This window comes from Terrabacter sp. 2YAF2 (assembly GCF_052114705.1).
Classification (GTDB): Bacteria; Actinomycetota; Actinomycetes; order Actinomycetales; family Dermatophilaceae; genus Terrabacter.
In genome coordinates, this window is the sequence record NZ_JBFRFG010000006.1 from 115387 (window position 1) to 138576 (window position 23190).

The 23190-nt window shown below is 71.5% G+C and carries 21 protein-coding genes; 17 read left to right on the forward strand and 4 right to left on the reverse strand.

All coding sequences use genetic code 11. The features are described 5' to 3' along the window. Complete coding sequence (gene dprA / locus AB4030_RS09325; RefSeq protein ID WP_442278932.1) at nt 1–1107, forward strand: DNA-processing protein DprA; 1107 nt, start codon at nt 1–3, stop codon at nt 1105–1107. A gap of 57 nt (nt 1108–1164) precedes the next feature. Next, on the forward strand, nt 1165–2115 hold the full coding sequence (locus AB4030_RS09330; protein ID WP_442278933.1) for a tyrosine recombinase XerC: 951 nt from the start codon (nt 1165–1167) through the stop codon (nt 2113–2115). Nucleotides 2116–2134: 19 nt separating this feature from the next. On the opposite strand, the gene AB4030_RS09335 is transcribed toward AB4030_RS09330, so the two are convergent. From AB4030_RS09335 to AB4030_RS09345, 3 genes are all read right to left on the reverse strand, one after another. Then, nucleotides 2135–2677, reverse strand: coding sequence for a murein hydrolase activator EnvC family protein (locus AB4030_RS09335; RefSeq protein ID WP_442278934.1), 543 nt, complete (start codon nt 2675–2677; stop codon nt 2135–2137). 163 nt (nt 2678–2840) lie between these two features. Further along, nucleotides 2841–4022: a pyridoxal phosphate-dependent aminotransferase gene (locus AB4030_RS09340; RefSeq protein WP_442278935.1), complete on the reverse strand. Its 1182-nt coding sequence runs from the start codon at nt 4020–4022 to the stop codon at nt 2841–2843. A gap of 52 nt (nt 4023–4074) precedes the next feature. After that, nucleotides 4075–5991, reverse strand: a complete 1917-nt coding sequence (locus AB4030_RS09345; protein ID WP_442278936.1) for a DUF6541 family protein — start codon at nt 5989–5991, stop codon at nt 4075–4077. Between the two features lie 287 nt (nt 5992–6278). On the opposite strand from AB4030_RS09345, the gene rpsB reads away from it, so the two are divergent. The 14 genes from rpsB (at nt 6279) to AB4030_RS09415 (ending at nt 20732) form a co-directional block, all read left to right on the forward strand. Then, nucleotides 6279–7226 carry a 30S ribosomal protein S2 gene (rpsB, locus tag AB4030_RS09350; RefSeq protein ID WP_442278937.1) on the forward strand — a complete coding sequence of 316 codons (948 nt, stop codon included), beginning with the start codon at nt 6279–6281 and terminating at the stop codon, nt 7224–7226. A gap of 72 nt (nt 7227–7298) precedes the next feature. Then, nucleotides 7299–8129, forward strand: coding sequence for a translation elongation factor Ts (gene tsf, locus AB4030_RS09355; protein ID WP_442278938.1), 831 nt, complete (start codon nt 7299–7301; stop codon nt 8127–8129). Between the two features lie 155 nt (nt 8130–8284). Further along, nucleotides 8285–8893, forward strand: a complete 609-nt coding sequence (locus tag AB4030_RS09360; RefSeq protein ID WP_442278939.1) for an antibiotic biosynthesis monooxygenase — start codon at nt 8285–8287, stop codon at nt 8891–8893. Between the two features lie 111 nt (nt 8894–9004). Continuing rightward, nucleotides 9005–10252 carry a type III sulfide quinone reductase, selenoprotein subtype gene (gene sqr / locus AB4030_RS09365; RefSeq protein WP_442278940.1) on the forward strand — a complete coding sequence of 416 codons (1248 nt, stop codon included), beginning with the start codon at nt 9005–9007 and terminating at the stop codon, nt 10250–10252. Nucleotides 10253–10273: 21 nt separating this feature from the next. Beyond that, nucleotides 10274–10588 (forward strand): TusE/DsrC/DsvC family sulfur relay protein, encoded by a 315-nt coding sequence (locus AB4030_RS09370; protein ID WP_442278941.1) that lies wholly within the window; start codon nt 10274–10276, stop codon nt 10586–10588. Continuing rightward, nucleotides 10588–11115 carry a DsrE/DsrF/DrsH-like family protein gene (locus AB4030_RS09375; RefSeq protein ID WP_442278942.1) on the forward strand — a complete coding sequence of 176 codons (528 nt, stop codon included), beginning with the start codon at nt 10588–10590 and terminating at the stop codon, nt 11113–11115. The genes AB4030_RS09370 and AB4030_RS09375 overlap by 1 nt, the downstream gene beginning before the upstream one ends. An 84-nt stretch (nt 11116–11199) precedes the next feature. Next, nucleotides 11200–11946: a response regulator gene (locus AB4030_RS09380; protein WP_442278943.1), complete on the forward strand. Its 747-nt coding sequence runs from the start codon at nt 11200–11202 to the stop codon at nt 11944–11946. Continuing rightward, nucleotides 11943–14648: a DUF4153 domain-containing protein gene (locus tag AB4030_RS09385; RefSeq protein ID WP_442278944.1), complete on the forward strand. Its 2706-nt coding sequence runs from the start codon at nt 11943–11945 to the stop codon at nt 14646–14648. Before AB4030_RS09380 ends, AB4030_RS09385 begins: the two co-directional genes overlap by 4 nt. Nucleotides 14649–14667: 19 nt before the next feature. Continuing rightward, the gene (locus AB4030_RS09390) at nt 14668–15795 is read left to right on the forward strand and encodes an aminotransferase class V-fold PLP-dependent enzyme (protein ID WP_442278945.1); all 1128 of its coding nucleotides are present in this window, start codon (nt 14668–14670) and stop codon (nt 15793–15795) included. Between the two features lie 83 nt (nt 15796–15878). Further along, nucleotides 15879–16607 carry a UMP kinase gene (pyrH, locus tag AB4030_RS09395; protein WP_442278946.1) on the forward strand — a complete coding sequence of 243 codons (729 nt, stop codon included), beginning with the start codon at nt 15879–15881 and terminating at the stop codon, nt 16605–16607. Nucleotides 16608–16694: 87 nt separating this feature from the next. Then, entirely contained in the window at nt 16695–17252 is a 558-nt protein-coding gene (frr, locus tag AB4030_RS09400) for a ribosome recycling factor (RefSeq protein ID WP_442278947.1), read from the forward strand. A 47-nt stretch (nt 17253–17299) separates the two neighbouring features. Then, nucleotides 17300–18238, forward strand: coding sequence for a phosphatidate cytidylyltransferase (locus AB4030_RS09405; RefSeq protein WP_442278948.1), 939 nt, complete (start codon nt 17300–17302; stop codon nt 18236–18238). Nucleotides 18239–18299: 61 nt separating this feature from the next. Further along, nucleotides 18300–19499: a 23S rRNA (adenine(2503)-C(2))-methyltransferase RlmN gene (gene rlmN, locus AB4030_RS09410; protein WP_442278949.1), complete on the forward strand. Its 1200-nt coding sequence runs from the start codon at nt 18300–18302 to the stop codon at nt 19497–19499. An 84-nt stretch (nt 19500–19583) separates the two neighbouring features. Continuing rightward, complete coding sequence (locus AB4030_RS09415; RefSeq protein ID WP_442278950.1) at nt 19584–20732, forward strand: N(5)-(carboxyethyl)ornithine synthase; 1149 nt, start codon at nt 19584–19586, stop codon at nt 20730–20732. A 14-nt stretch (nt 20733–20746) separates the two neighbouring features. Here the strand turns inward: AB4030_RS09415 and AB4030_RS09420 are convergent, their stop codons facing one another. Continuing rightward, nucleotides 20747–21751, reverse strand: a complete 1005-nt coding sequence (locus AB4030_RS09420; protein ID WP_442278951.1) for a GlxA family transcriptional regulator — start codon at nt 21749–21751, stop codon at nt 20747–20749. Nucleotides 21752–21822: 71 nt separating this feature from the next. Between AB4030_RS09420 and AB4030_RS09425 the strand changes: the two genes are divergently transcribed. Continuing rightward, nucleotides 21823–23190 carry an MFS transporter gene (locus AB4030_RS09425; RefSeq protein ID WP_442278952.1) on the forward strand — a complete coding sequence of 456 codons (1368 nt, stop codon included), beginning with the start codon at nt 21823–21825 and terminating at the stop codon, nt 23188–23190.

Genomic DNA, 23190 nt, shown 5'->3' on the forward strand with positions numbered 1-23190 from the left:
GTGGACGCTGACCGGTTCGCGCGGGCATCGCTGTCGCGACTCGCGGAGCCGTGCGACAAGGAGGTGCCCGGTCTGGTCGAGCAGCTGGGTGCCGTCGAGACCGTCGAGCGCATCCGCGCCGGGCGCGGCACCATGGCACGCTTCGCCGCGAGGCTCGCGGTGCTCGACACCGACCGCGACCTCGACATCGCGGCGAAGGTCGGGGCCCGGGTCGTCGTCCCCGGCGACGACGAGTGGCCCGAACGGCTCGGACAGGTGGCCGTCCCGCCCTACTGCCTCTGGGTGCGCGGTCCGCTCGACCTCGCCGAGACCGTCGAACGATCCGTGGCGGTCGTCGGCTCACGCTCCGCCACGGCGTACGGCGAGCAGGTGGCCGCCGACATCGCCGCCGGACTGTGCCAGCGGGGGTGGGCCGTCGTGTCGGGGGCGGCCTTCGGCATCGACGGCAGTGCCCATCGAGGCGCCCTGGCCGTCGACGGTGCCACGGTCGCGGTGCTGGCGGGCGGGGTGGAGCGGCCCTATCCCTCGGGGCACGCCACCCTCATCTCACGGATCGCGCGTGACGGGCTCGTGGTGTCGGAGGTGGCTCCCGGCTCGGCCCCGATGAAGTCGAGGTTCCTGGCGCGCAACCGCCTCATCGCCGGGATGACCCGCGGCACGGTCGTCGTCGAGGCCGACCTGCGATCCGGCTCACGCAACACCGTCAAACACGCGATCGAGGCCGGACGACCGGTCGGGGCCGTTCCCGGCCCGGTCACGTCGATGACCTCGTCCGGCTGCCACCAGGAGATCCGTGACGCGCGGGCGGTCCTCGTCACGAGTGCCGAAGAGGTCGTCGATCTCGTGGGCGACCTCGGCGACGACGCGTGCGAGCCGGGCCGAGGCCCCGTGCTCCCCGAGGACGACCTACCGCCGCTCGACGCGTCAGTCCTCGAGGTCGTGCCGTTCCGCTCCGGGCTCACCCTGGACGTGATCGTCCGTCAGGTGGCGCAGGCGCCGCTCCTGGTCCGGGCGGCGCTGGGACGCCTCGAGCGGCTCGGCCTCGTCACCGAGTCCGCGGGCACGTGGCGCAAACGGCCCCGACGCCATCAGCTCCCACTCGGCTGAAGGGACATCCGGGGGAGGGGGCTTGCCAAGCGTGGGGCGCTTTGCGATGGTGCGGGAGTGACGGATGTGGCGCAGGCCGGACGACCGACCGATCGGGCGGTGCCCGAGCGGTATGCCGAGCTGCTCCATGCGTACTCCCGCCACCTCGGCGCCGAGCGTGGCAGATCGGACCACACCCGCCGTGCCTACCTCGGGGACGTCCGCCACCTGCTGACCTTCGCGGTGGACCGCGGCATCGGCGAGATCGCCGACCTGCGCATCGGTGACCTCCGGGCGTGGCTGGGCGTCCAGGCCGACGCCGGTGCGGCCCGGGCGACGATCGCTCGCCGGGCGGCCTCGGCCCGGACCTTCCTGCGCTGGGCCGAGCACACCGGGCGCATCCCGACCGATCCGTCCCTCCGCCTGGTGGCACCGAAGCGACTCGCCAGCCTCCCGGGGGTGCTGCGCCAGGGGGAGGCGACCGAGATGCTCGACCTCGCCGCCACCCGCGCCGACGACGAGGACCCGATCCATGTCCGCGACCGCGCGATGCTCGAGCTGCTCTATGCCAGTGGCATCCGCGTGGGCGAGCTCGCGGCGCTGGACATCGACGACGTGGACCTGGCGCAGGGCGTGGTGCGCGTGATGGGCAAGGGGGCCAAGGAGCGGATCGTGCCCTTCGGTGCGCCGGCGGCGCGCGCCATCGAGGCCTGGCTCGCTGTCCGGCCGCGACTCGTCGGCGAGCACTCCGGCCCGGCGCTCTTCCTCGGACGGCGTGGTCGCCGCGTGGACGCGCGGCAGGTGCGGTCCGTCGTGCACGAGCTGCTCTCGCACCTCCCCGACGCTCCTGACCTCGGTCCGCACGGCCTGCGGCACAGTGCGGCCACCCACCTGCTCGAGGGAGGTGCGGACCTTCGCATGGTCCAGGAGATCCTCGGCCACGCCAGTCTCGCGACGACCCAGATCTACACGCACGTGTCCGTCGACCGCCTGCGCCGCAGCTACGAGCAGGCGCATCCCCGAGCCTGAGCGCCGACCCGCCGCGGTCTCACGGGAGCGGGAGGAGGATGACCCGCGATCGACCCACGAAGGTCAGCGGGTCGAGGTAGGTCTCGCCCCGCAGCACGCCCCAGTGCAAGCAGGTTCGGGGAGCGCAGTGGCCGGGTGTCGACGTCACCTGTCCGATGGCGTCTCCTCGTGTGACGAACGTGCCGACGGGCCGGGCTGCGGCGACGGGTTCGAAAGTGCTTCTCAGACCCCCGTCGTGCAGGACGACGACCACGGCTCGCCCCGCGATGACCCCCGTCCACGAGACCCGTCCGTCGGTCGGTGCCAGGACAAGCTGCCCGACCGACGCGGCCAGATCCACTCCGCGGTGGCCGGACGTCCACGCCCGGGCGGGCGGGTCGAACCGGCGCGCGACCTCGGGCTCCGGGTCGAGGGGCCATGACCACCGGCCAGCCGGTGGCGCGGGGGCGACCCGACGGTCACTGGCAGGGCCAGGACCCGCGGACGTGGACGCGACGGCGCTCGCACTCGTCAGGGAGACGGTGGCAAGGACGGCGCCCAGCAGTGCTGACCCGATCGACATGCCGCCATGCTGGTCGAGCCTGATGGTGCTGCGCGTCAGGGCGGGTCACCTGTGGACGGGCGCGCGTCTGCCTGCGGGGGTGTGGACGACGACCGTCACGTGGTGGTGGTGTTGCGGCGTGGCCCCGAGTGGGGCCGGGCGGCCACTCGGGTGGCGGTGGGGTTCACCCGGCGGAGACGTGGGGCGGCCTGCCTGCAGCGGCGAGGCGGTGGCTGGCCTCGAGCAGGACCTCGTCCCTCTTGCAGAAGGCGAACCGGACCAACGTGGGTGCCGCAGCCTCGTCGTCGTGGAAGACCGAGACCGGTACCCCCACCACGCCGGCGATGTCCGGCAGCCGCCGCGCGAACTCGAGCCCGTCGACGGCCCCGAGGGGTGCGGCGTCGGCGATGACGAAGTACGTGCCCGACGGGCGGGCCACCTGCAGGCCCGACGCCTCGAGGGCCGTGCACAGCAGGTCGCGCTTGGCCTGCAGCGAGGCGCGGATCCCGGCATACACCTCGTCGCCGAGCCCGAGAGCCAGCGCGACGGCCGGCTGGAAGGGCCCCGACGCGACGTAGGTGAGGAACTGCTTGACGGTGCGCGCGGCTGTGACCGGCTCGGCCGGACCCGAGAGCCAACCGACCTTCCAGCCCGTGGCCGAGAACGTCTTGCCCGCCGAGCTGATCGTGATGGTGCGGTCGAACATGCCCGGCAGCGTCGCCATCGGCACGTGCCGGGCGTCGTCGAAGACGAGGTGCTCGTAGACCTCGTCGGTGACGACCCACGCGTCGTGCTCCCGCGCCAGGTCGGCGACAAGCTCCAGCTCGGCCCGCGTGAAGACCTTCCCCGTCGGGTTGTGCGGCGTGTTGAGCAGGACGAGGCGCGTGCGCGGCGAGAAGGCCGCCCGCAGCGACGCCTCGTCGACCGCGAAGTCGGGGAACCTCAGGACCGACGTGCGGCGGGTCGCGCCGGCGAGGGCGATCGTGGCGGCATACGAGTCGTAGTAGGGCTCGAAGGTCACCACCTCGTCGCCGGGCTCGCACAGCGCGAGGACCACCGCCGCGATCGCCTCGGTGGCCCCCGCGGTGACGAGGACCTGTGACCCGGGGTCGAGGGTGAGGCCGTAGAAGCGCTGCTGGTGCGCGGCCACCGCTTCGAGCAGCTCGGGCACGCCGGGGCCGGGTGGGTACTGGTTGCGACCCGAGTCGATGGCGGCCTTCGCCGCCTCGAGCATCTCGCGGGGCCCGTCGGTGTCAGGGAATCCCTGGCCGAGGTTGATGGCGCCGGTCCGGGTCGCGAGCGCCGACATCTCGGCGAAGATCGTGGTTCCGAACGGCTGCATGCGCGAGATCAACGGCGAGCTCATGGCCCGAGCGTAGCCACGGCCGCGACATCCGCAGCGTGGCCCGCCTCGTCGCTCAGGACGAGGGGGCGCCACCCAGTCCGCAGCCGGTGACCCGGTAGAGCGTGTAGTCGCCGTCGGTCCGAACCGGCTCGACGCCGTCGACCTTCGCGAGGTTCTTCAGCCCCGAGGAGCGCTCGGGCACGTCGAGCCAGTAGACGTGGGGCGAGTCGATCGCCCACCGGACGTCGTGCCGAGCCATCGCAGCGCACACGTCAGGCCGGTGTGCCATGTCGTCGAACCCCGTCCCGATGACGATCCCGTCGCCCGCGGCGGGGATCGGGATGGTGCGGTAGAGCGTGTTCGTGCCGAAGAGCGCCCACATGAGCGGGGAGCCGTTCTCCGGTCGACCGACCACTCCCTGACCGGCCGGGACGAGGGCGGCGAGCCGGCGCAGCGAGTCCTGCGCCTCGAAGGAGAGGATCACCTTGTCGGGGTCGGCCGGTCGGAAGAAGCCGGCGAGCACGGTGTTGCGGGTGCCGCCGTTGACTCCGAGCGTGAGCAGCGGGATGACGAGCACCGCCAGGAGGGCGGTCACGACGGGCCGAGCGCCCACCAGCGGTACCTTGCGCAGCAGCGCGCGCACCGCGGGCGCGGACGCCGCGACGAGGACGACGCCGGGCACGGCCGCGAGGGAGGCCAGGCGCACCTTGTCGTTGTACCAGTAGCCCGTGACGAGCGAGGTCCACGAGCTCGTCGAGGAGGCCGCGAGGGCGTAGAGCGCGACGCAGGCCACCCACATCGCGACCACGGGCAGGGCGGCGCGTGCGCGCAGCACGATCCAGCCGATGCCGAGGGCGATGAGCACGACGAGGCCCCACAGCACCTGCGAGATCTGGAGCTGGCCCCCGACGACCTCGACGAGCGCCGTCCAGACGGAGACCCGGTCCTTCCACTCGTAGGACTGGGTCGAGGCCAGCAGGCTCGACACGGACGGGGCGGCGACGAGGGCGGCGGCGCCGACGACGACGACGATCGCCAGGTCCCTCGCGACGGTCCACCAGGACACGTGTCGCAGCAGGCCCGCCCGCACGCGGGCCGTGACGAACCAGACGAGGGCGAAGAGGACGAGCGCGACGAGGGCGTTGGGCTGGATGAGGGCCAGGCCGAGCATCGCCACCGCGAAGCCGAGCCACTGCGCGACGCGCCCGGAGCGGGCGGCCTGGAGCATGAGGGCGAGCGCTCCCGGGGTCAGGGCCGTCGCCATGAGGTTGGGCCACAGCACGCCCCAGCCGAGCAGGAGCGTCGGGAAGGAGATGAAGGCCGCGGAGGCGAACCCCCCGGCATACGTGACGAGGCGCGAGGTGCCGAGCGCGTGGCGCACGAGCGCCACGCAGCCGATCGGCCACACGACGGCGGCGAGCACGACGGTCGCGACATTGGTCCCCGGTAGCACGTCGGCCCAGCCGGGCAGCAGGCTCGTCGCGACCCAGGAGTGGAAGCCGGTGGGATAGAGCGTCGGGTTGCCGATGGAGAAGTCGCCGCTGGCGAGGAAGGTCTTGATGCGGCTGAGGTGGAAGACGACGTCTGGCGAGTCGACGAGCTCGTCCGGGCGGCCGATCGCGGGCAGGATCGTCGCCAGCGCCAGCACGATCCCGATGGCGACCGCGATGACCGCGTCGGGACGTGGTCGACCGAGCAGACGACGTGCCGGGCGCAGCTCGGCGTCGTGGTGGCCGAACACTCGCATCCCGAGCCACGCGGCGGCGACCGTCCCCGCCGTCACGACGACGAGCGGGAGCAGTCCCCAGCGCACGCCGAGCCGTGCGGCGAGCGTCGCGTAGCCGGCCACGAGCCCCGTCGACACGGCAGGGGAGACGGCGAGCGCCTCGAGGCCGCGCGTGCCGAAGGCGCGCACGACGAGCCAGCCCGGCAGGAAGAGCACGAGCAGGAGGACCCCGAAGGTCGGGACCGTCTCCACCCACTGCGCCATGCGGGTCATTGTGTCGGGTCACGACGATTTCTCCACCACCCGGGTCAGGACGTACGATGGCCTGCGGTCCCGTGTGCTCGTCACACGGACCGCAAATTCGCGCGTCTTCTGCCGGTCCGTCGGACCGGGTCACACCACGGCAGTCCCCACCGCATGCGGCGGGGCGGGGTGGGTCAGGCGCCAGGAGTGAGGTCGTATGCCGCCCGTCGGCTCACGTGCTCCACGTGAGCTCCCGAGCGTCCACGCCCCACGCACAACTGACAACACGACACAAGGGAGAACACGGCATGGCCGTCGTCACCATGCGCCAGCTCCTCGAGAGCGGCGTCCACTTCGGGCACCAGACCCGTCGCTGGAACCCCAAGATGAAGCGCTTCATCATGACCGAGCGCAATGGCATCTACATCATCGACCTGCAGCAGTCGCTGACGTACATCAACAACGCGTACGAGTTCGTCAAGGAGACCGTCGCCCACGGCGGCAGCATCCTCTTCGTCGGCACGAAGAAGCAGGCCCAGGAGCCCATCGCCGAGCAGGCGACGCGCGTCGGCATGCCCTACGTCAACCACCGCTGGCTCGGTGGCATGCTCACCAACTTCCAGACGATCTCCAAGCGCCTGACGCGCCTCAAGGAGCTCGAGGAGCTGAACTTCGACGACGTGGCCGGTTCGGGCTACACGAAGAAGGAGCTGCTCATCCTCAAGCGCGAGATGATCAAGCTCGAGCGCACCCTGGGCGGCATCCGCACGATGGCCAAGGTCCCCTCGGCCGTGTGGATCGTCGACACGAAGAAGGAGCACCTCGCCGTCGACGAGGCCCGCAAGCTCGGCCTGCCGGTCATCGCGATCCTCGACACGAACTGCGACCCCGACGAGGTCGACTACAAGATCCCCGGTAACGACGACGCGATCCGTTCCGTCACGCTGCTGACGCGGGTCATCGCCGACGCCGTCGCCGAGGGTCTCGTCCAGCGCTCGTCCGGCAAGTCCGGTGGCGACGCGCAGGCCGAGGAGCCCCTGGCCGAGTGGGAGCGCGAGCTCTACGCCGACGCCGCGGCCGCCACGACGCAGGCGCCGGCCGGTGCCGCCGAGATCGACGCCGCCGAGGCCGCTGCCGAGGCGCCGGTCGAGACCCCCGTCGAGACGCCGGCCCCCGAGGTTGCCGCCGAGATCGCGGTCGATGCCCCCGCTGAGGCCCCGGCCGCTGACGCGACGGCCGGTGCTGAGAAGGCCTGACGGTCTCTCGCACCAGCCCGACCCAGCTGACACACGAGTCAATCTCCACTGACGAAAAGAGCGATACAGAGCATGGCGAACTACACCGCCGCTGACATCAAGGCGCTGCGCGAGCAGACGGGCGCCGGCATGATGGACGTCAAGAAGGCGCTCGACGAGGCCGACGGCGACCGCGCCAAGGCCGTCGAGATCCTTCGCGTCAAGGGCCTCAAGGGCGTCACGAAGCGTGAGGGCCGCTCGGCCTCCAACGGTCTCGTGGCGGCCTCGGCCACCGACGGCGTCGGCACCCTCGTCGAGGTCAACTGCGAGACCGACTTCGTCGCCAAGGGCGAGAAGTTCATCGCCCTCGCCGACCAGGTCCTCACGCAGGCCGTCGCCGCCGGCGCGACCGACGCGGACTCGCTCCTTGCGAGCACGCTCGAGGACGGCAAGTCCGTCAAGGAGCTGCTCGACGAGGCCAACGCCACCATCGGCGAGAAGATCGAGGTCCGTCGCGTGGCGCGCCTCGAGGGCGACAAGGTCGTGTCCTACCTCCACAAGACGAGCCCCGACCTGCCTGCGCAGATCGGTGTCCTCGTCGCGCTCGAGGGTGGCGACGAGGCCGTGGGCCGCGACGTCGCGATGCACATCGCGGCGTTCAGCCCGACCGTGCTGACGCGTGACGAGGTCCCGGCCGAGACGGTCGAGAACGAGCGTCGCGTCGCCGAGGCCACGGCCAAGGAGGAGGGCAAGCCGGAGGCCGCCCTTCCCCGCATCATCGAGGGTCGCGTCAACGGCTTCTTCAAGGAGAACGTCCTGCTCGAGCAGGCCTTCGCCAAGGACGCCAAGAAGACCGTCGGCAAGGTGCTCGAGGAGGGCGGCGCCACGGCGACGTCCTTCGCGCGCTTCCGCGTCGGCCAGTGAGGTCCTGACCTCCCTCGTGTCACCGCACCACGCGTAGCGCAGAACCCGCGCATCACGACGACGTATGCCGGTCGCCCCCCTCGGGGCGGCCGGCATCGTTGCGTCCCGGGGCCCTCGCCGGCCCGTCGCGGGACGCGTCCCCCAGGAGGAGCACCATGAGCGCCCACACCGACATCCATGCCGGCACCCACACCGGCGCCGCGGCCGCGGACAACGGCCCGCTGACCGTCTCGATCACCCGGCGGGTGGCGGCGGAGGACGAGGTGCTCATGCAGGCATGGGTGCATGCCGGCACGTCGATGGCGGAGCGGTTCGAGGGCTTCCTCGGTGCCGGCTGGGTGCGCTCCGGCAGCGAGGACTGGCACATGCTCTACCGCTTCGACTCGCGTGGGCACCTCGACGCCTGGGAGCGCTCGCCCGAGCGGATCCGCTGGCTGCGCTCGGCAGCCGACCTGGTCGAGCACCGTCGCACGGAGTACCGCACCGGCATCGAGGGCTGGTTCGACGAGCCGACGTCTTCGTCGGTGTACGAGCAGGCCCCGCCCGTGCAGCCGGCGCCACCCCGCTGGAAGCAGGCCAGCGTGATCTGGATCGCCTTCTTCCCGACGAGCCTCACCCTGACCTACCTGCTGTCGCCGTTCAGCGCGGGCTGGCCGGTGGTGGTCCGCGTCCTCGTGACGACCCTTCTCGCGACGCCGTGGATGACGTACGTCCTGCTGCCTTTCGTGACGAGGCTCTTCGGTCGGTGGCTCAAGGCCGCCTGACGCCCAGATGGGCCGGATGCCCCTGTGAGGCAAGCCTTTGTCTCACAGGTCACAGCTGAGGTGTCTCGTCGCTCACAGCGCCCCAGATACCCATGGGGGTACCGTCGAAGCATGACCACCACCATGAGGTCCCTCGTGGTGCTGGGAGCGGGCACGGCCGGCACCATGGTCGCGAACAAGCTGAGGCACCGCCTCCCCACCAGCGAGTGGCGCATCACCGTCGTCGACAAGGACGACATCCACGACTACCAGCCCGGCTACCTCTTCCTGCCCTTCGGACTCATCGAGCCCGAACAGGTCAGACGCAGCCGCCATGCCCTCATCACCGACGGCGTCGAGCTCGTCCTCGGTGACGTCGACCTTGTCGACCCCCGGGCCCGTGAGGTCTCTCTCGTCGACGGGCGGACCCTGGGCTACGACGAGCTCGTCATCGCGTCCGGTACCACGCCCCGGCCCGACCAGACGCCTGGCATGCTCGGACCGGAATGGCACCGCAGCGTCGGCGAGTTCTACACCTACGAGGGCGCGATGGCGCTCCGCGAGTCGCTCGACGCCTTCTCCGGTGGCCGTCTCGTCGTCCACGTCACGGAGATGCCGATCAAGTGCCCCGTGGCGCCACTGGAGTTCACGTTCCTCGCCGACGACCACCTGCGCCGCCGGGGGCTGCGTGACCGCACCGAGATCGTCTTCGTCACGCCGCTGGACGGCGCCTTCACCAAGCCCGTGGCCAGCCGCGAGCTCGGCCACCTGCTCGCCGACAAGGGCATCACGGTCGAGACCGACTTCATGGTCGAGCACGTCGACCAGGAGCGGCGCGTCCTCGTCTCCTACGACGAGCGCGAGGTCGCCTACGACCAGCTCGTCACGATCCCGCTCAACATGGGCGCCGACTTCGTCGCTCGTTCGGGTCTCGGCGACGAGCTGAACTACGTCCCGGTGGACAAGCACACGATGCTCTCGACCGAGCACCCGTCCATCTTCGTCCTCGGTGACGCGAGCAACATCCCGACCTCGAAGGCCGGTTCCGTGGCGCACTTCTCGGTCGAGGTGTTCGTGGACAACTTCCTCGAGTACGCCCGTGGCGAGCAGATGACCCACTCCTTCGACGGGCACGCCAACTGCTTCGTCGAGTCCGGTGGTGGCAAGGCGATGCTGCTCGACTTCAACTACGACACCGAGCCCCTGACCGGCACGTTCCCGCTGCCGCACCTCGGCCCGATGACCCTGCTCAAGGAGTCGCGCGCGAACCACCTCGGCAAGCTCGCGTTCCGCCACATCTACTGGAACCTCCTGCTCCCCGGACGACCTCTCGGCCTGCCCGCGCAGATGTCGATGGCGGGGAAGGTCCCCGCCGCCTGAGCTCAGACAAGGAGCGCCACCATGCCCACCACGACGATCGCCGGCCATGCCGTCGAGGTCAACGACGAGGGCTTCCTCACGCGTCCGGACCAGTGGTCCGACGACCTCGGGGCCGAGCTGGCCCGGCTCATCGGGATCGAGCTGACCGACGGCCACTGGAAGCTCGTCCACTTCCTGCGCGACGACTTCGCGCACCAGGGGGAGACCGCCACCCTTCGCCGCGTCAGCACGCAGACCGGCACCCCCATCAAGGCCCTCTTCGACCTCTTCCCGGGCAAGCCCGCCAAGAAGATGGCCTACGTCGCGGGCCTGCCCAAGCCGAAGGGATGTGTGTGATGACCACCGAGACCGCACCGACCGCCACCACGGCCCCGTTCGTGCCGACCTTCGACGCGCCCGATTCGCAGGGCCGCAAGCTCGCGATCATCTGCAGCAAGGGCAACCTCGACATGGCCTACCCGGGCCTCATCCTCGCCAATGCGGCGCTCGGTGAAGGGGTCGAGACGCACCTGTTCTTCACCTTCTGGGGCTTCGACATGATCAACAAGAAGACCTCGGGCGAGCTGAAGTTCACGATGCTCGGCAACACCGCCACACACATGCCCCAGGGCCTGGGCGGCATCCCCGGGATGACGCACCTCGCGACCTCGCAGATGAAGAAGGCCATCGCCGACCTCGACGTCCCCGAGGTGCCGGAGTTCCTCGACCAGATCGTCGCCTCGGGTGGCCACCTGTGGGCGTGCCGGATGTCTGCGGACATGCAGCACCTGACGGAGACGGACCTCCGTGACGACGTCGAGGGCATCATCTCGGCCTCGGACTTCATCGAGCTGACCGAGGGGGCGCAGCTGCTCTTCATCTGAGCCGCTGTCCGGCCCGCTCCACCTTCACACGATCTCCACACGTCGCACCCGCGCCGCCCGCGTGGCCGCTCCTAGGCTCGGGGCATGAACCAGGGGTATGCCGCATCGCCACCCGACGTCGCCGCGCCGACGCTGCTTGTCGTCGAGGATGACCCGACGATCAATCAGGCTGTCACGGATCGCCTTGTGGCAGAAGGCTTCCGAGTCGTCCAAGGGTTCGACGGGCCGGGTGCGGTCGCCGCCCATGGTGAGCATGCGCCCGACCTCGTAGTCCTCGACCTCATGCTGCCCGGCTTCGACGGGCTCGAGGTCTGCCGTCGCATCCAGGGCGACCGCCCGGTGCCCGTGCTCATGCTCACCGCGCGGGCCGACGAGACCGACCTGCTGGTCGGTCTGGGGGTCGGCGCCGACGACTACGTGACCAAGCCGTTCCGGATGCGTGAGGTCGTCGCCCGGGTCCGGGCGCTGCTGCGCCGCGTGGACCGGGCGCGCCAGCTCGCCGCGGAACAGCCGCCGGTGGTCGCCGTCGGAGACCTCACGGTCGACCGGGGATCGCGCCGGGTCACGACCCGGGGGAGCGAGGTCCACCTGACACCGCTCGAGTTCGACCTGCTGCTGGCTCTCGCCGCCGAGCCGGGCGCGGTGCGTGGCCGCGACGAGCTGATGCGCGAGGTGTGGGGGTGGGCCGACGCCGGCGGCACGCGCACTCTCGACAGCCACGTGAAGTCCCTGCGCGCCAAGGTCGGGGCCGCCCGCGTGCGCACCGTGCACGGCGTCGGCTACGCGCTCGAAGCCGGCCCGACCGCCTCCGACGCCACCGACGCACCGTGAACGCCGACCGGCCCCTCGACGGCATCCGCTCGATCAAGGCCAAGCTCGGCCTGCTCGTCGCGGCCAGCATCGTGGTCGCCTCGCTCGTGTCGGTCATCGGCGACCGCGCCGACGTGCCGGGCTGGTTCAGCCTGCCCGTGACGATCGCCGCGGCGCTCGGGGTCACCCAGTGGCTGGCCCGCGGGATGACCTCCCCGCTGCGCGAGATGACGGCTGCGGCGTCGCGGATGGCGACGGGCGACTACTCCCGCAGGGTCACGGCGACGTCGGCCGACGAGGTGGGGGTGCTCGCCCAGGCCTTCAACACGATGGCGGCCGATCTCGCCGGCGCCGACCAGCAGCGGCGGCAGCTCGTGGCGACCGTCTCCCACGAGCTGCGGACCCCGCTCGCCGCACAGCAGGCGCTGCTCGAGAACCTCGTCGACGGGGTCGTGCGTCCTGACGACGCCGTGCTGCGGACCGCTCTGGCGCAGGCCGAACGGCTCGGGACCCTCGTCGGTGACCTGCTCGACCTCAGCCGCGTCGACGGCGGCCGCGCGCCCCTCGACCTCGCCGCGGTCGACGTCCGGGCCCTCGTCGAGCGCGCCGTGGCGGAGGCCGGCGTGTCCCGGCGCGGCACCGTCCACGTCGTCGACGTCCCGGCCGACCTGCACGTCACCGCGGACGCGGCCCGTCTCGAGCAGGTCCTCGCCAACCTGCTCGACAACGCCGACCGGCACAGCCCGTCCGGTGGGCGCGTGACCGTGAGCGCCGGCCCGGACGGTCCGGACCACTGGTGGCTCATGGTCGCCGACGAGGGCAGCGGCATCCCGGCCGAGCACGTCCAGCACGTCTTCGACCGCTTCGGCTCCGGCGACGACGCGGGCGGTGGCACGGGCATCGGGCTGGCCATCGCCAGCTGGGTCTGCGAGCTGCACGGCGGGTCCATCGCCGCCGTGACCCCGCCCGTGGGGGAGCAGGGCGCCCGGATCCGGGCCGTCCTCCCACGGACCCCCGCGCCCGCGCCCCCGTATGCCGTCGAGCGATCCACCGACACCCCCACCGACACCCCCACCGACACCCCCACCGACACCCCCACCGACACCCCCACCGACACCCCGGTGGGCGTCCGCACCGAGGAGACCACCGTGCCCGCACCCGTCCCTGCCGCAGCAGGACCCAGTCCCGTCCCCGCGCAGGGGAGCCCGGGCGCGTCGGCCGGCCCCACGGCATACGCCCCCGTCCCGCTCGGTGCGCCCAGGCCGGTCATCGACTCGCTCTTCGGTGACCTCTGGCCGGAGCGAGGGCTCGCGCCCCAGGTGAGCATGCTGCTCACGTGCCTGGGCGTCGGCCTCCTCTCGGCGGTCGTGCTGCCCTACCGCTCGTTCGGTGTAGCGCTCTTCGGCGTGCTCGTCGTCGGCGGCGTCGTCCTCTGGCGCACCACGAGCCGCCGGGGGCGGTGGACGGTCCTCAGCAGCGTCCTGTGCGTCGCGCTCGCCTCGCTCTGCGTGCTGCGGGCGGCCGAGTGGTTGACTGTCATGGCCGTCATGCTCGGAGTCGCGGTGCTGACGACGGCGCTCACCGACGCCAAGGGTCTGCTCGCGCTCCTGGCCGGACTGGCGTCCTGGCCTCTCGCGGCCGTGCGCGGGCTGCCCCTGCTCGGGCGGACCGTCGCCGTGACGAGCCGGATCAGCGTCGTCTGGCCGGTCGTGCGCACCGCGGCGGTCTCGCTCGTCGCCCTCGTCGTCTTCGGGGGACTCTTCGCCTCGGGGGACGCGGTCTTCGGGTCGTGGACGCAGGCGCTGGTGCCCCACCTCGCGTGGGACAGCCTGACCCTCCGCGTCTTCGTCGGGTTCGTCATGGGGGGCGCCCTGCTCGCCGCGGGCTACGTCGCCCTCAACCCGCCGCGCGTCGAGCGTGTGGCGGTGCCGCAGGGGCGTCCGGTCGCGCGACTGTGGGAGTGGGCCGTCCCGGTCGGTCTCGTCGTGGCACTCTTCCTCGCCTTCGTCGTGGCCCAGGCGGCTGCCCTCTTCGGCGGCCACGAGTACGTCCAGCGGACGACCGGCCTGACGTATGCCGACTACGTGCACCAGGGCTTCGGCCAGCTGACCGCCGCCACGGTCCTCACCCTGGCCACCGTCGCGCTGGCCGTGCGCAAGGCGCCGCGGTCGACGGCACGTGAGCGGCTCGTCCTGCGCGTCACGCTCGGCACGCTCTGCGGTCTGACCCTCGTCGTCGTCGCGTCGGCGCTGCACCGGATGGACCTCTACCAGCAGGCCTACGGCTTCACCCTGCTGCGGGTCCTCGTCGACGCCGTCGAGCTCTGGCTCGGGCTGCTCGTCGTCCTCGTCCTCGTGGCCGGCGTGCGGCTCTCCGGGTGGTGGCTGCCGCGCGCAGCGCTGGTCTCGGCCGCCGCCTTCGTGCTCGTCGGAGGTCTTGCGAACCCCGAGGCGTGGGTGGCGCAGCGCAACATCGACCGCTACGTCGCGACGGGCAGGCTCGATGCCTCCTACCTCGTGACACTCGGCGACGACGCCCTGCCGACGATCATGACGGGGCTGCCCGCAGAGGTCTCGGCGTGCATCGCCGGTGCACGTCCCGACGACGCCCCGAGCGACGTCCTCGAGTGGAACCTCGGTCGCAGCAGGGCGGCGGCCGTGCGACCTCCGACCGCGGTGTTCGGCGCGTCCTCGCCGTCGTGCCTGTCGAGGTATGACTCCTGAGGTGCGGCAGGATGACCGGGTGCGTCACGACATCGCCGAGCTGTTCGAGCTCGACCCGGCCCTGACCCACCTCAACCACGGTGCGTTCGGGGCGGTGCCGCGCTCGGTCCGCGAGGCCCAGGACCGGGCCCGCACCCGCATCGAAGGAGCGCCGATGCGGGCCTTCCGCGACGAGCTGCCGGCGGCGCTGGCCGCAGCGCGCGGGTCGGCGGCCGCCTTCCTCGAGGTGCCGGCGGACTCGACCGCCCTGGTGCGCAACGTCACCGAGGCCGTCGGGGTGGTGCTCCAGGGGCTGCGCCTCGGTCCCGGGGACGATGTCGTCGTCAGCAACCACGGCTACCTCACGGCCGGCTGGTCCGTCGAGGCCCGCGGTGGCACGCTGCGTAGCGCGGACTTCGACGTCGAGAGCGACCCGGACACCGTGGTCGCGGCCTTCGCCGACGCGGTGACCGATCGCACGCGCCTGGTCGTGATCGACCACATCACGTCGCCGACCGCTCTCGTCCTGCCCGTCGCGCAGGTCGCCGCGGCCGTGGCGCCGGTGCCGGTCCTCGTCGACGCGGCGCACGTTCCCGGCAGCCTGCCCGGGGTCGACGTCGAGGCGCTCGGCGTCGCGTTCTGGGCCGGCAACCTGCACAAGTGGGCCTACACGCCGCGAGCTGCAGCCGCGCTGTGGGTCGCGCCCGAGCACCGTGAGGCGATGCGGCCCCTCGTCACCTCCTGGAGCCACGGACTGCCCTTTCCCGAGCGCTTCGACCTGCAGGGCACCGTCGACCACTCCGCGTGGGTCGCGGTGCCGGACGGTCTGGCCGCCTGGCACGCCTTCGGCGGGTGGGAGCAGGTCCAGCGCAGCGCGGACCTCCTCCTCCGCGGGGCGAAGCTCGTCCGGGACGCGCTCGGGACCCCGAGCCCGCACGGCGGCATACCGTCGGCTCCCTGCCTGCGGCTCGTTGCGCTGCCCGACGGCGTCGCGACGACGACGGAGGACGCCGAGGCGCTGTGGCAGCGGCTGTACGCCGCCGGCTTCGTCGTGCCGCCGGTCGCCTTCGGCGGGCGGGGATACCTCCGTCTTGCCGCGGCCCCCTACAACGACGAGGACGACTACGCGCGCCTCGCGGCCGCGCTGCCCGGGGTCCTCACCCCCTGAGCCACCTCGATGCGGCCGATGACCTCGGGATGTGGAAAGATCGACCGACCCCCGGAACGCTGCCCTCGAGGAGGCCCTGCGCCATGACCGACGCCCAGACGACCCCCTTCCACCGGGTTCTTCTCAAGCTCTCCGGCGAGGTGTTCGGCGGTGGCCGCATCGGCCTCGACCCGGCCGTCGTGTCCGGCATCGCCAAGCAGATCGCCGACGCGGTGCGCGGCGGTGTCGAGGTCGCCGTCGTCATCGGCGGCGGCAACTTCTTCCGTGGCGCCGAGCTCCAGCAGCGAGGCATGGACCGCACGCGTGCCGACTACATGGGCATGCTCGGCACCGTCATGAACTGCCTCGCGCTGCAGGACTTCCTCGAGAAGGAGGGCATCGAGACGCGGGTGCAGTCCGCGATCGCGATGCAGCAGGTCGCCGAGCCCTACATCCCGCGCCGGGCCATCCGCCACCTCGAGAAGGGCCGTGTCGTCATCTTCGGCGCCGGTGCCGGCATGCCGTTCTTCTCCACCGACACGGTCAGCGCGCAGCGCGCCCTCGAGATCAAGTGCGACGCCGTGCTCATCGCCAAGAACGGCGTCGACGGTGTCTACGACGCAGACCCGCGCACCAACCCCGAGGCCAAGAAGCTCGAGACGATCACCTTCCAGGACGCCATCGTCGAGGGCCTCAAGGTCGTCGATGCGGCGGCCTTCAGCCTCTGCATGGAGAACAAGCTGCCCATGGTCGTCTTCGGCATGGAGGGCGCGGGAAACATCACGCGGGCCCTGCTCGGTGAGAAGATCGGCACGCTGGTCACCAACGCCTGAGCCCGGCCGCCGCGCCCGGTCGCGTGATCACGCGAGCAGCGCCGCACCGCATACGACCACGAACGAGGGACGAGGAACCGAAGACCCATGATCGAAGAGACGATGTTCGAGGCCGAGGAGAAGATGGACAAGGCCGTCGAGGTCCTCAAGGAGGACTTCGCGGGCATCCGTACCGGCCGCGCCAACCCGGGACTGTTCAACAAGCTCACCGTCGAGTACTACGGCGCGCCGACCCCGCTCCAGCAGCTGGCCTCGTTCCAGAACCCCGAGCCGCGCACCATCCTCGTCATCCCGTTCGACAAGTCGGCGATGCACGAGATCGAGCGTGCCATCCGTGACTCCGACCTCGGCGTCAACCCGAGCAGCGACGGCAACCAGATCCGCTGCGTCATGCCGGAGCTGACCGAGGAGCGCCGCCGCGAGTACATCAAGCTCGCCAACCACAAGGCCGAGGAGGCGCGCGTCTCCGTGCGCAACATCCGTCGCAAGGCCAAGACCGACCTCGACAAGCTCGTCAAGGACGGCGAGGTCGGCGAGGACGACGGGACGCGCGCCGAGAAGGAGCTCGACGGGCTCACGAAGAAGCACACCGACCTCGTCGACGTGCTCGTCAAGGCCAAGGAGGCCGAGCTGCTCGAGGTGTGACCTCGGTGCTCGACCCGATGATGACGACTGACTCCCCGTCGGAACCCGTGGAGCCCACACCCACGGCGCAGGCCGACGACGGCGGGGGCGGGCCCCTCGAGCCCGTCCCGTACGACCCGGAGCTCGACGAGCTCGCGGGGGTCCCCGCCGAGCAGGTCCTCGAGAAGAAGCAGAGCCGCGCCGGTCGCAACCTCCCCGCCGCCATCGGTGTCGGACTCGGACTGGGCGTCCTCATCGTCGCCACGCTGCTCCTCAAGGAGGAGTCCTTCCTCGCGCTCGTCGCGGTTGCCGTGGGGATCGGCATCTGGGAGCTGCGCGGCGCCCTGCGCAACGCGGGCGTCGAGGCGCCCCTCGTCCCTCCGCTCGTCGGCTTGGTCGCGATGCTCTGGGCCGCCTACGTGCACGGCCCGGCCGCGCTGGTGGTGGCCTGGTCCCTGACGTGCCTCGCCGTGGTGCTCTGGCGAGGCGCCGGCCGCCTCGACGGCGCCGGGCGGGACGTCCTCGGCGGCATCTTCGTCTCGACCTACCCGACGTTCCTCGTCGGCTTCGCGGCGCTGCTCCTCGCGCCCGAGGACGGCGTCGGCCGGATGTTCGTCTTCCTCATCACGACGGTGTGCAGCGACGTCGGCGGATATGCCGCGGGCGTGCTCTTCGGCAAGCACCCGATGGCCCCGAGCATCAGCCCCAAGAAGTCGTGGGAGGGGTTCGCCGGCTCGGTCGTGTTCTGCATCGTCGGTGGCTCGCTCACGGTCCACCTCCTGCTCGACCGCTCGTGGGTCATCGGCGTCGCGCTCGGCGTCGGCGTGGCTGTCGCCGCCACGGTGGGCGACCTCATGGAGTCGCTGATCAAGCGCGACCTCGGCATCAAGGACATGTCCAACGTCCTGCCGGGCCACGGCGGCATCATGGACCGCCTCGACTCCCTCGTCGTCGTCGCCCCGATCGTGTGGGCCGTGCTGACGCTGCTCGCGGCCAAGCCGGCCTGACGGCATACGTCCTCAGGTCGTGACGGGGCGTTTTGACTCCACCTGAGACACTGGAGGGGAGATGACCGATACCCCAGCCCCCGCCACAGAGGGCGCGCCCGTGGCGCTGCCCGAGCCGACGACCTCCCGGCCCGAACCCGGGCAGCTGACCTTCACCGCGCCCCGCCGTGGCAAGCCGCCGCGGCACCTGGCCGACCTCACCCCCGCCGAGCGCAAGGAAGCCGTGGAGGCCCTGGGTCACAAGGGGTTTCGGGCCAAGCAGCTGTCGACGCACTATTTCGAGCGGCTGGAGGTCGATCCCGAGCAGATGACCGACCTGCCCAAGGCCGTGCGGTCCGAGCTCGTCACGGGGCTCCTGCCGACGCTGCTGACGCCCATCGTCCAGCGCGTCGCCGACGACGGCCAGACGATGAAGTACGCATGGCGCCTGCACGACGGCGCGATCGTCGAGTCCGTGCTCATGCGCTACCCGAAGCGCGTCACCATCTGCATCTCGAGCCAGGCCGGGTGCGGGATGAACTGCCCGTTCTGCGCCACCGGCCAGGCGGGCCTGACCCGCAACATGTCGGCTGGCGAGATCGTCGAGCAGGTCGTGTGGGCCGCCCGGGCGCTGCGACGCGGCGAGCTCGCCGGTGGGGGAGACGAGGACCGCGAGGCGCCGCTGCGCGTCAGCAACGTCGTCTTCATGGGCATGGGCGAGGCCCTCGCCAACTACAAGGCCTCGATCGGTGCGATCCGCCGCCTCACGGACCCCACGCCCGACGGTCTCGGCATCTCGGCCCGTGGCATCACGATGTCGACGGTCGGGCTCGTGCCGGGCATCGACAAGCTCACGGCCGAGGGCATCCCGGTGACGCTCGCGCTGTCGCTGCACGCGCCCGACGACGAGCTGCGCAACGAGCTCGTGCCGATCAACACCCGGTGGTCGGTCGACGAGGCGCTCGACGCGGCGCACCGTTACTACGAGGCCACGGGTCGACGCGTGTCGATCGAGTACGCCCTGATCCGCGACATCAACGACCAGGGCTGGCGCGCGGACCTGCTGGGCGAGAAGCTCAACCGGCGGGGGCGTGGCTGGGTCCACGTCAACCCCATCCCGCTCAACCCGACGCCCGGCTCGAAGTGGACGGCGTCACGGCCCGGCGTCGAGCAGAACTTCGTCGAGCGCCTGCGGGCCCACGGCATCCCGACGACCATCCGCGACACACGGGGCCAGGACATCGACGGGGCGTGTGGCCAGCTCGCCGCGGCAACCGCCTGACCCGCGTACGCTGGCGTCGTCGGGCTCGATCCTGGTGAGGAGTCGCCGGGCAGGGCACGTGGCGGCCCACCAGGAGGTACGCGCATGGTCCAGTTCAGCGTCGGCGTCATGGCCCGGTCGCTCAAGGAGAACGAGCACCGGCTGCCGTTGCACCCCCGGCACGTCCACCGCATCCCCGAGCTGCTGAGGCCGGGCATCTTCCTCGAGCACGGCTACGGCCAGCGCTTCGGCGTGGCCGACGACCAGCTCGAACGCTACGTCGGCGGCTTCCGCAGCCGCGAGGAGCTCGTGGCGGAGTGCGACGTCATCCTCGCGCCCAAACCGCTGCTCAGCGACATCTCCGCCCTCCGGGTGGGGCAGGTGCTCTGGGGCTGGCCGCACTGCGTGCAGGACGCCGACCTCACCCAGGTCGCGATCGACCGGCAGCTGACGCTCATCGCGTTCGAGGCGATGAACCACTGGAACCGGGACGGGTCGTTCAACCTGCACGTCTTCCACAAGAACAACGAGCTCGCAGGCTACTGCTCGGTGCTGCACGCCTTCCAGATCGCCGGGATCTCCGGCGACTACGGTCCGCACCGTCGAGCCGTCGTCATCGGGTTCGGCGCCACGGCCCGTGGAGCGGTCACGGCCCTCAACGCGCTGGGCATCGGCGAGGTCGACGTGCTCACGCACCGGCAGAGGGCCGCCGTCGCGGCACCCATCCACTCGGCCACGATCGTGCACTTCGACACCGACGACACCACGGCGCACGTCAGCCACGCGGTGACGGACGACGGACCGGTCGCGCTCGAGGAGTACCTCACCGAGCACGACATCGTCGTCAACTGCGTGCTGCAGGACACCGACGCCCCGCTGACGTTCATGACCGAGGACGACCTCAAACGCATGAGGCCCGGGAGCCTCGTCATCGACGTGTCGTGCGACGAGGGGATGGGTTTCAGCTGGGCCAGGCCCACCAGCTTCGCCGATCCGGCATTCGTCGTCGGCGACCACGTGCTCTACTACGCCGTCGACCACAGTCCGTCCTACCTCGGGGATGCCGCGACCTGGGAGATCAGCGAGGCGCTGCTGCCCTTCCTGCCGACCGTCATGGCGGGCCCGGAGGCGTGGGAGGTCAACCCGACGATCCGCCGCGCCATCGAGATCCGCGGCGGCGTGGTCCAGAACCCCGCGATCCTCTCGTTCCAGGGCCGCTCGCCCCTGCACCCGCACCTGCCACTGGCGACCTGACGGGCGGGCCAGCCTCAGGCCGGCTCGGCGCGGTAGGTCCGGCGATACGCCAGGGGTGACAGGCCCACCGACCCGGCGAGGTGCTGGCGCAGCGACGCGCTGCTGCCGAATCCAGCGGCGGCAGCGACACGGTCGACGGGCAGGTCGCTCGTCTCGAGCAGGTGGCGGGCCCGGTCGACGCGAGCGCGTGACAGCCAGGTGCCCGCGGTCTCGCCGGTCTCCTCCCGGAAGCGCCGGGTGAAGGTGCGCACGCTCGTGCCCGCATGACGGGCCATGTCCGACAAGCTGATCGGTTCGTCAAGGTGCTCGAGCACCCAGGCCCGCGTCGCACCGGTGCCGTCGTCGGACTCGTCGGGCACGGGGCGGTCGATGAACTGGGCCTGGCCGCCGGCTCGCCACGGCGCGACGACCGCGCCCCGGGCGACGCGGTTGGCGGCCTCGGTGCCGAGGTCCGAGCGCAGCACGTGGAGCAGCAGGTCGATGCCGGCGGCGTTTCCGGCGGAGGTGAGCACGTCGCCGTGGTCGACGTAGAGCACGTCGGGGTTGAGCACCACGTCCGGGAAGTGCCGGCGGAAGGTGTCGACGTGGCACCAGTGCGTCGTCGCCTCGCGCCCGTCGAGCTTGCCGAGGCCGGCAAGGACGAAGGCGCCGGTGCAGATGGAGAGCCAGCGGGCATCGGGACGGGCCGTCGCGGCGAGGCGGCGCAGCTCCTCGGGGAGCACGCCGGTCTCGACGATGTCGCCGTTGATGCCGGGGACGACGATGGTGTCCGCGTGGGCGAGCTCGGTGTTCGGGTGCGTCGGCAGGACGGCATACCCCGCCGAGGTCGTCACGGGCCCGTCGTCGAGCGTCACGAGGCGCACGTCGTAGGGCGGAGCCGCTCCCGTGGGAGGTCCGGGCCATCCGGGGTCGAGCGCGCCCGCGCGCAGGAAGCGGTGGGGGAGCCCGATCTCGAACGCGATGGCGGTGTCGAGGGCCAGGACGACGACGAGGTGAGGACGCCCTGCGGCATGTCTCATGGCCAGATTCTTGCACATGATGTCCGTCTGGCCACTCGTTCGCCGGGTCGCGTATGCCACAGTCTTGACCCGTGAGCATCACCGACCGACACTCCGCCTCCGACGACACCGTCCAGGGCCCGCCGTTGCCCTCTGCCGGGCCGCGTCGCATCCACCCCGCGTGGTGGGTCGCGGTCGTCACCTTCCTGACGATCATCGGGGCGGCGGGCTTCCGGTCCACGCCGGGCGTGCTCATGACGCCGCTGCACGACGAGTTCGGCTGGCCGATGGGTGTGATCGGTGGTGCGGTCTCGGTCAACCTCGTGCTCTTCGGGCTCGCGGCGCCGTTCTCCGCGGCCCTCATGGAGCGGCTCGGCATCCAGCGCGTCATCGCCGTGGCACTCGTCCTCGTCAGCGTCGGGTCGCTCCTGCCGATCTGGATGACGCAGTCGTGGCAGCTCGTGCTGTGCTGGGGGATCGTCGTCGGGATGGGCACCGGCGCCATGTCGATGGGACTGGTGGCGACCGTCACGGGTCGCTGGTTCGTCGCCCGCCGCGGACTCGTGACCGGCATCCTCACCGCCGCCGGCGCCACCGGTCAGCTCGTCTTCCTGCCCTTCCTCGCCTGGCTCGCCGCGCACCACGGGTGGCGCAGTGCGGCCATCGCCACCTCGGCCGCAGCGCTGACCGTCGTCCCGCTCGTGCTGTGGAAGCTGCACGACCACCCCAGCGTCCTCGGCATCACGGCCTACGGCGCGCCCGCCGGCACGCCCGTGGCGCGGCCGCCGCGGCCGACGGGCCACCCCGCCCGCCTCGCGGTCGACACCCTGCGCCACGCCGCCCGCACCAAGGTCTTCTGGCTCCTCGCCGGCAGCTTCGCCGTGTGCGGCGCGTCGACGAACGGCCTTGTCGGCACCCACTTCATCCCCGCCGCCCACGACCACGGCATGCCGACGACGACCGCGGCCGGGCTGCTCGCGCTCGTCGGCGTCTTCGACGTCGTCGGCACCATCTTCTCGGGCTGGCTCACCGACCGGGTCGACCCGCGGATCCTGCTCGCTGCGTACTACTCCCTCCGCGCGGGGTCGCTCTTCCTGCTGCCGTCGCTCTTCAGCGACTCGATGCATGTCAACATGCTGGCCTTCGTGCTCTTCTACGGTCTCGACTGGGTCGCCACGGTGCCCCCGACGATCGCCCTGTGCCGCAGCGCCTACGGCGAGAAGGCCCCGATCGTCTTCGGCTGGGTCTTCGCCTCGCACCAGCTCGGGGCGGCGGCCGCGGCACTCGGCGCCGGGCTCGTGCGCGACCACCTGGGTGCCTACACCCTCGCCTGGTACGTCGCCGGGGCCCTGTGCCTCGCGGCCGCCGTGATGTGCGTCGCGATCACGACCGCTCGTCTGTCAGATGCGTCACCTCGGCGCACGGACTCTGGCGCGGAGGCCGCACCGGCGGCACAGTGA

Bases quoted from the DNA above. Each gene is read 5' to 3' on its own strand.
- AB4030_RS09340 (WP_442278935.1), bottom strand. From the start codon at position 4,022: ATGAGCTCGCCGTTGATCTCGCGCATGCAGCCGTTCGGAACCACGATC.
- sqr (WP_442278940.1), top strand. From the start codon at position 9,005: ATGACCACCACCATGAGGTCCCTCGTGGTGCTGGGAGCGGGCACGGCC.
- AB4030_RS09375 (WP_442278942.1), top strand. From the start codon at position 10,588: ATGACCACCGAGACCGCACCGACCGCCACCACGGCCCCGTTCGTGCCG.
- tsf (WP_442278938.1), top strand. From the start codon at position 7,299: ATGGCGAACTACACCGCCGCTGACATCAAGGCGCTGCGCGAGCAGACG.
- rlmN (WP_442278949.1), top strand. From the start codon at position 18,300: ATGACCGATACCCCAGCCCCCGCCACAGAGGGCGCGCCCGTGGCGCTG.
- AB4030_RS09335 (WP_442278934.1), bottom strand. From the start codon at position 2,677: ATGTCGATCGGGTCAGCACTGCTGGGCGCCGTCCTTGCCACCGTCTCC.
- AB4030_RS09420 (WP_442278951.1), bottom strand. From the start codon at position 21,751: ATGAGACATGCCGCAGGGCGTCCTCACCTCGTCGTCGTCCTGGCCCTC.
- AB4030_RS09345 (WP_442278936.1), bottom strand. From the start codon at position 5,991: ATGGCGCAGTGGGTGGAGACGGTCCCGACCTTCGGGGTCCTCCTGCTC.
- AB4030_RS09360 (WP_442278939.1), top strand. From the start codon at position 8,285: ATGAGCGCCCACACCGACATCCATGCCGGCACCCACACCGGCGCCGCG.
- AB4030_RS09380 (WP_442278943.1), top strand. From the start codon at position 11,200: ATGAACCAGGGGTATGCCGCATCGCCACCCGACGTCGCCGCGCCGACG.
- frr (WP_442278947.1), top strand. From the start codon at position 16,695: ATGATCGAAGAGACGATGTTCGAGGCCGAGGAGAAGATGGACAAGGCC.
- rpsB (WP_442278937.1), top strand. From the start codon at position 6,279: ATGGCCGTCGTCACCATGCGCCAGCTCCTCGAGAGCGGCGTCCACTTC.
- AB4030_RS09415 (WP_442278950.1), top strand. From the start codon at position 19,584: ATGGTCCAGTTCAGCGTCGGCGTCATGGCCCGGTCGCTCAAGGAGAAC.
- pyrH (WP_442278946.1), top strand. From the start codon at position 15,879: ATGACCGACGCCCAGACGACCCCCTTCCACCGGGTTCTTCTCAAGCTC.
- AB4030_RS09370 (WP_442278941.1), top strand. From the start codon at position 10,274: ATGCCCACCACGACGATCGCCGGCCATGCCGTCGAGGTCAACGACGAG.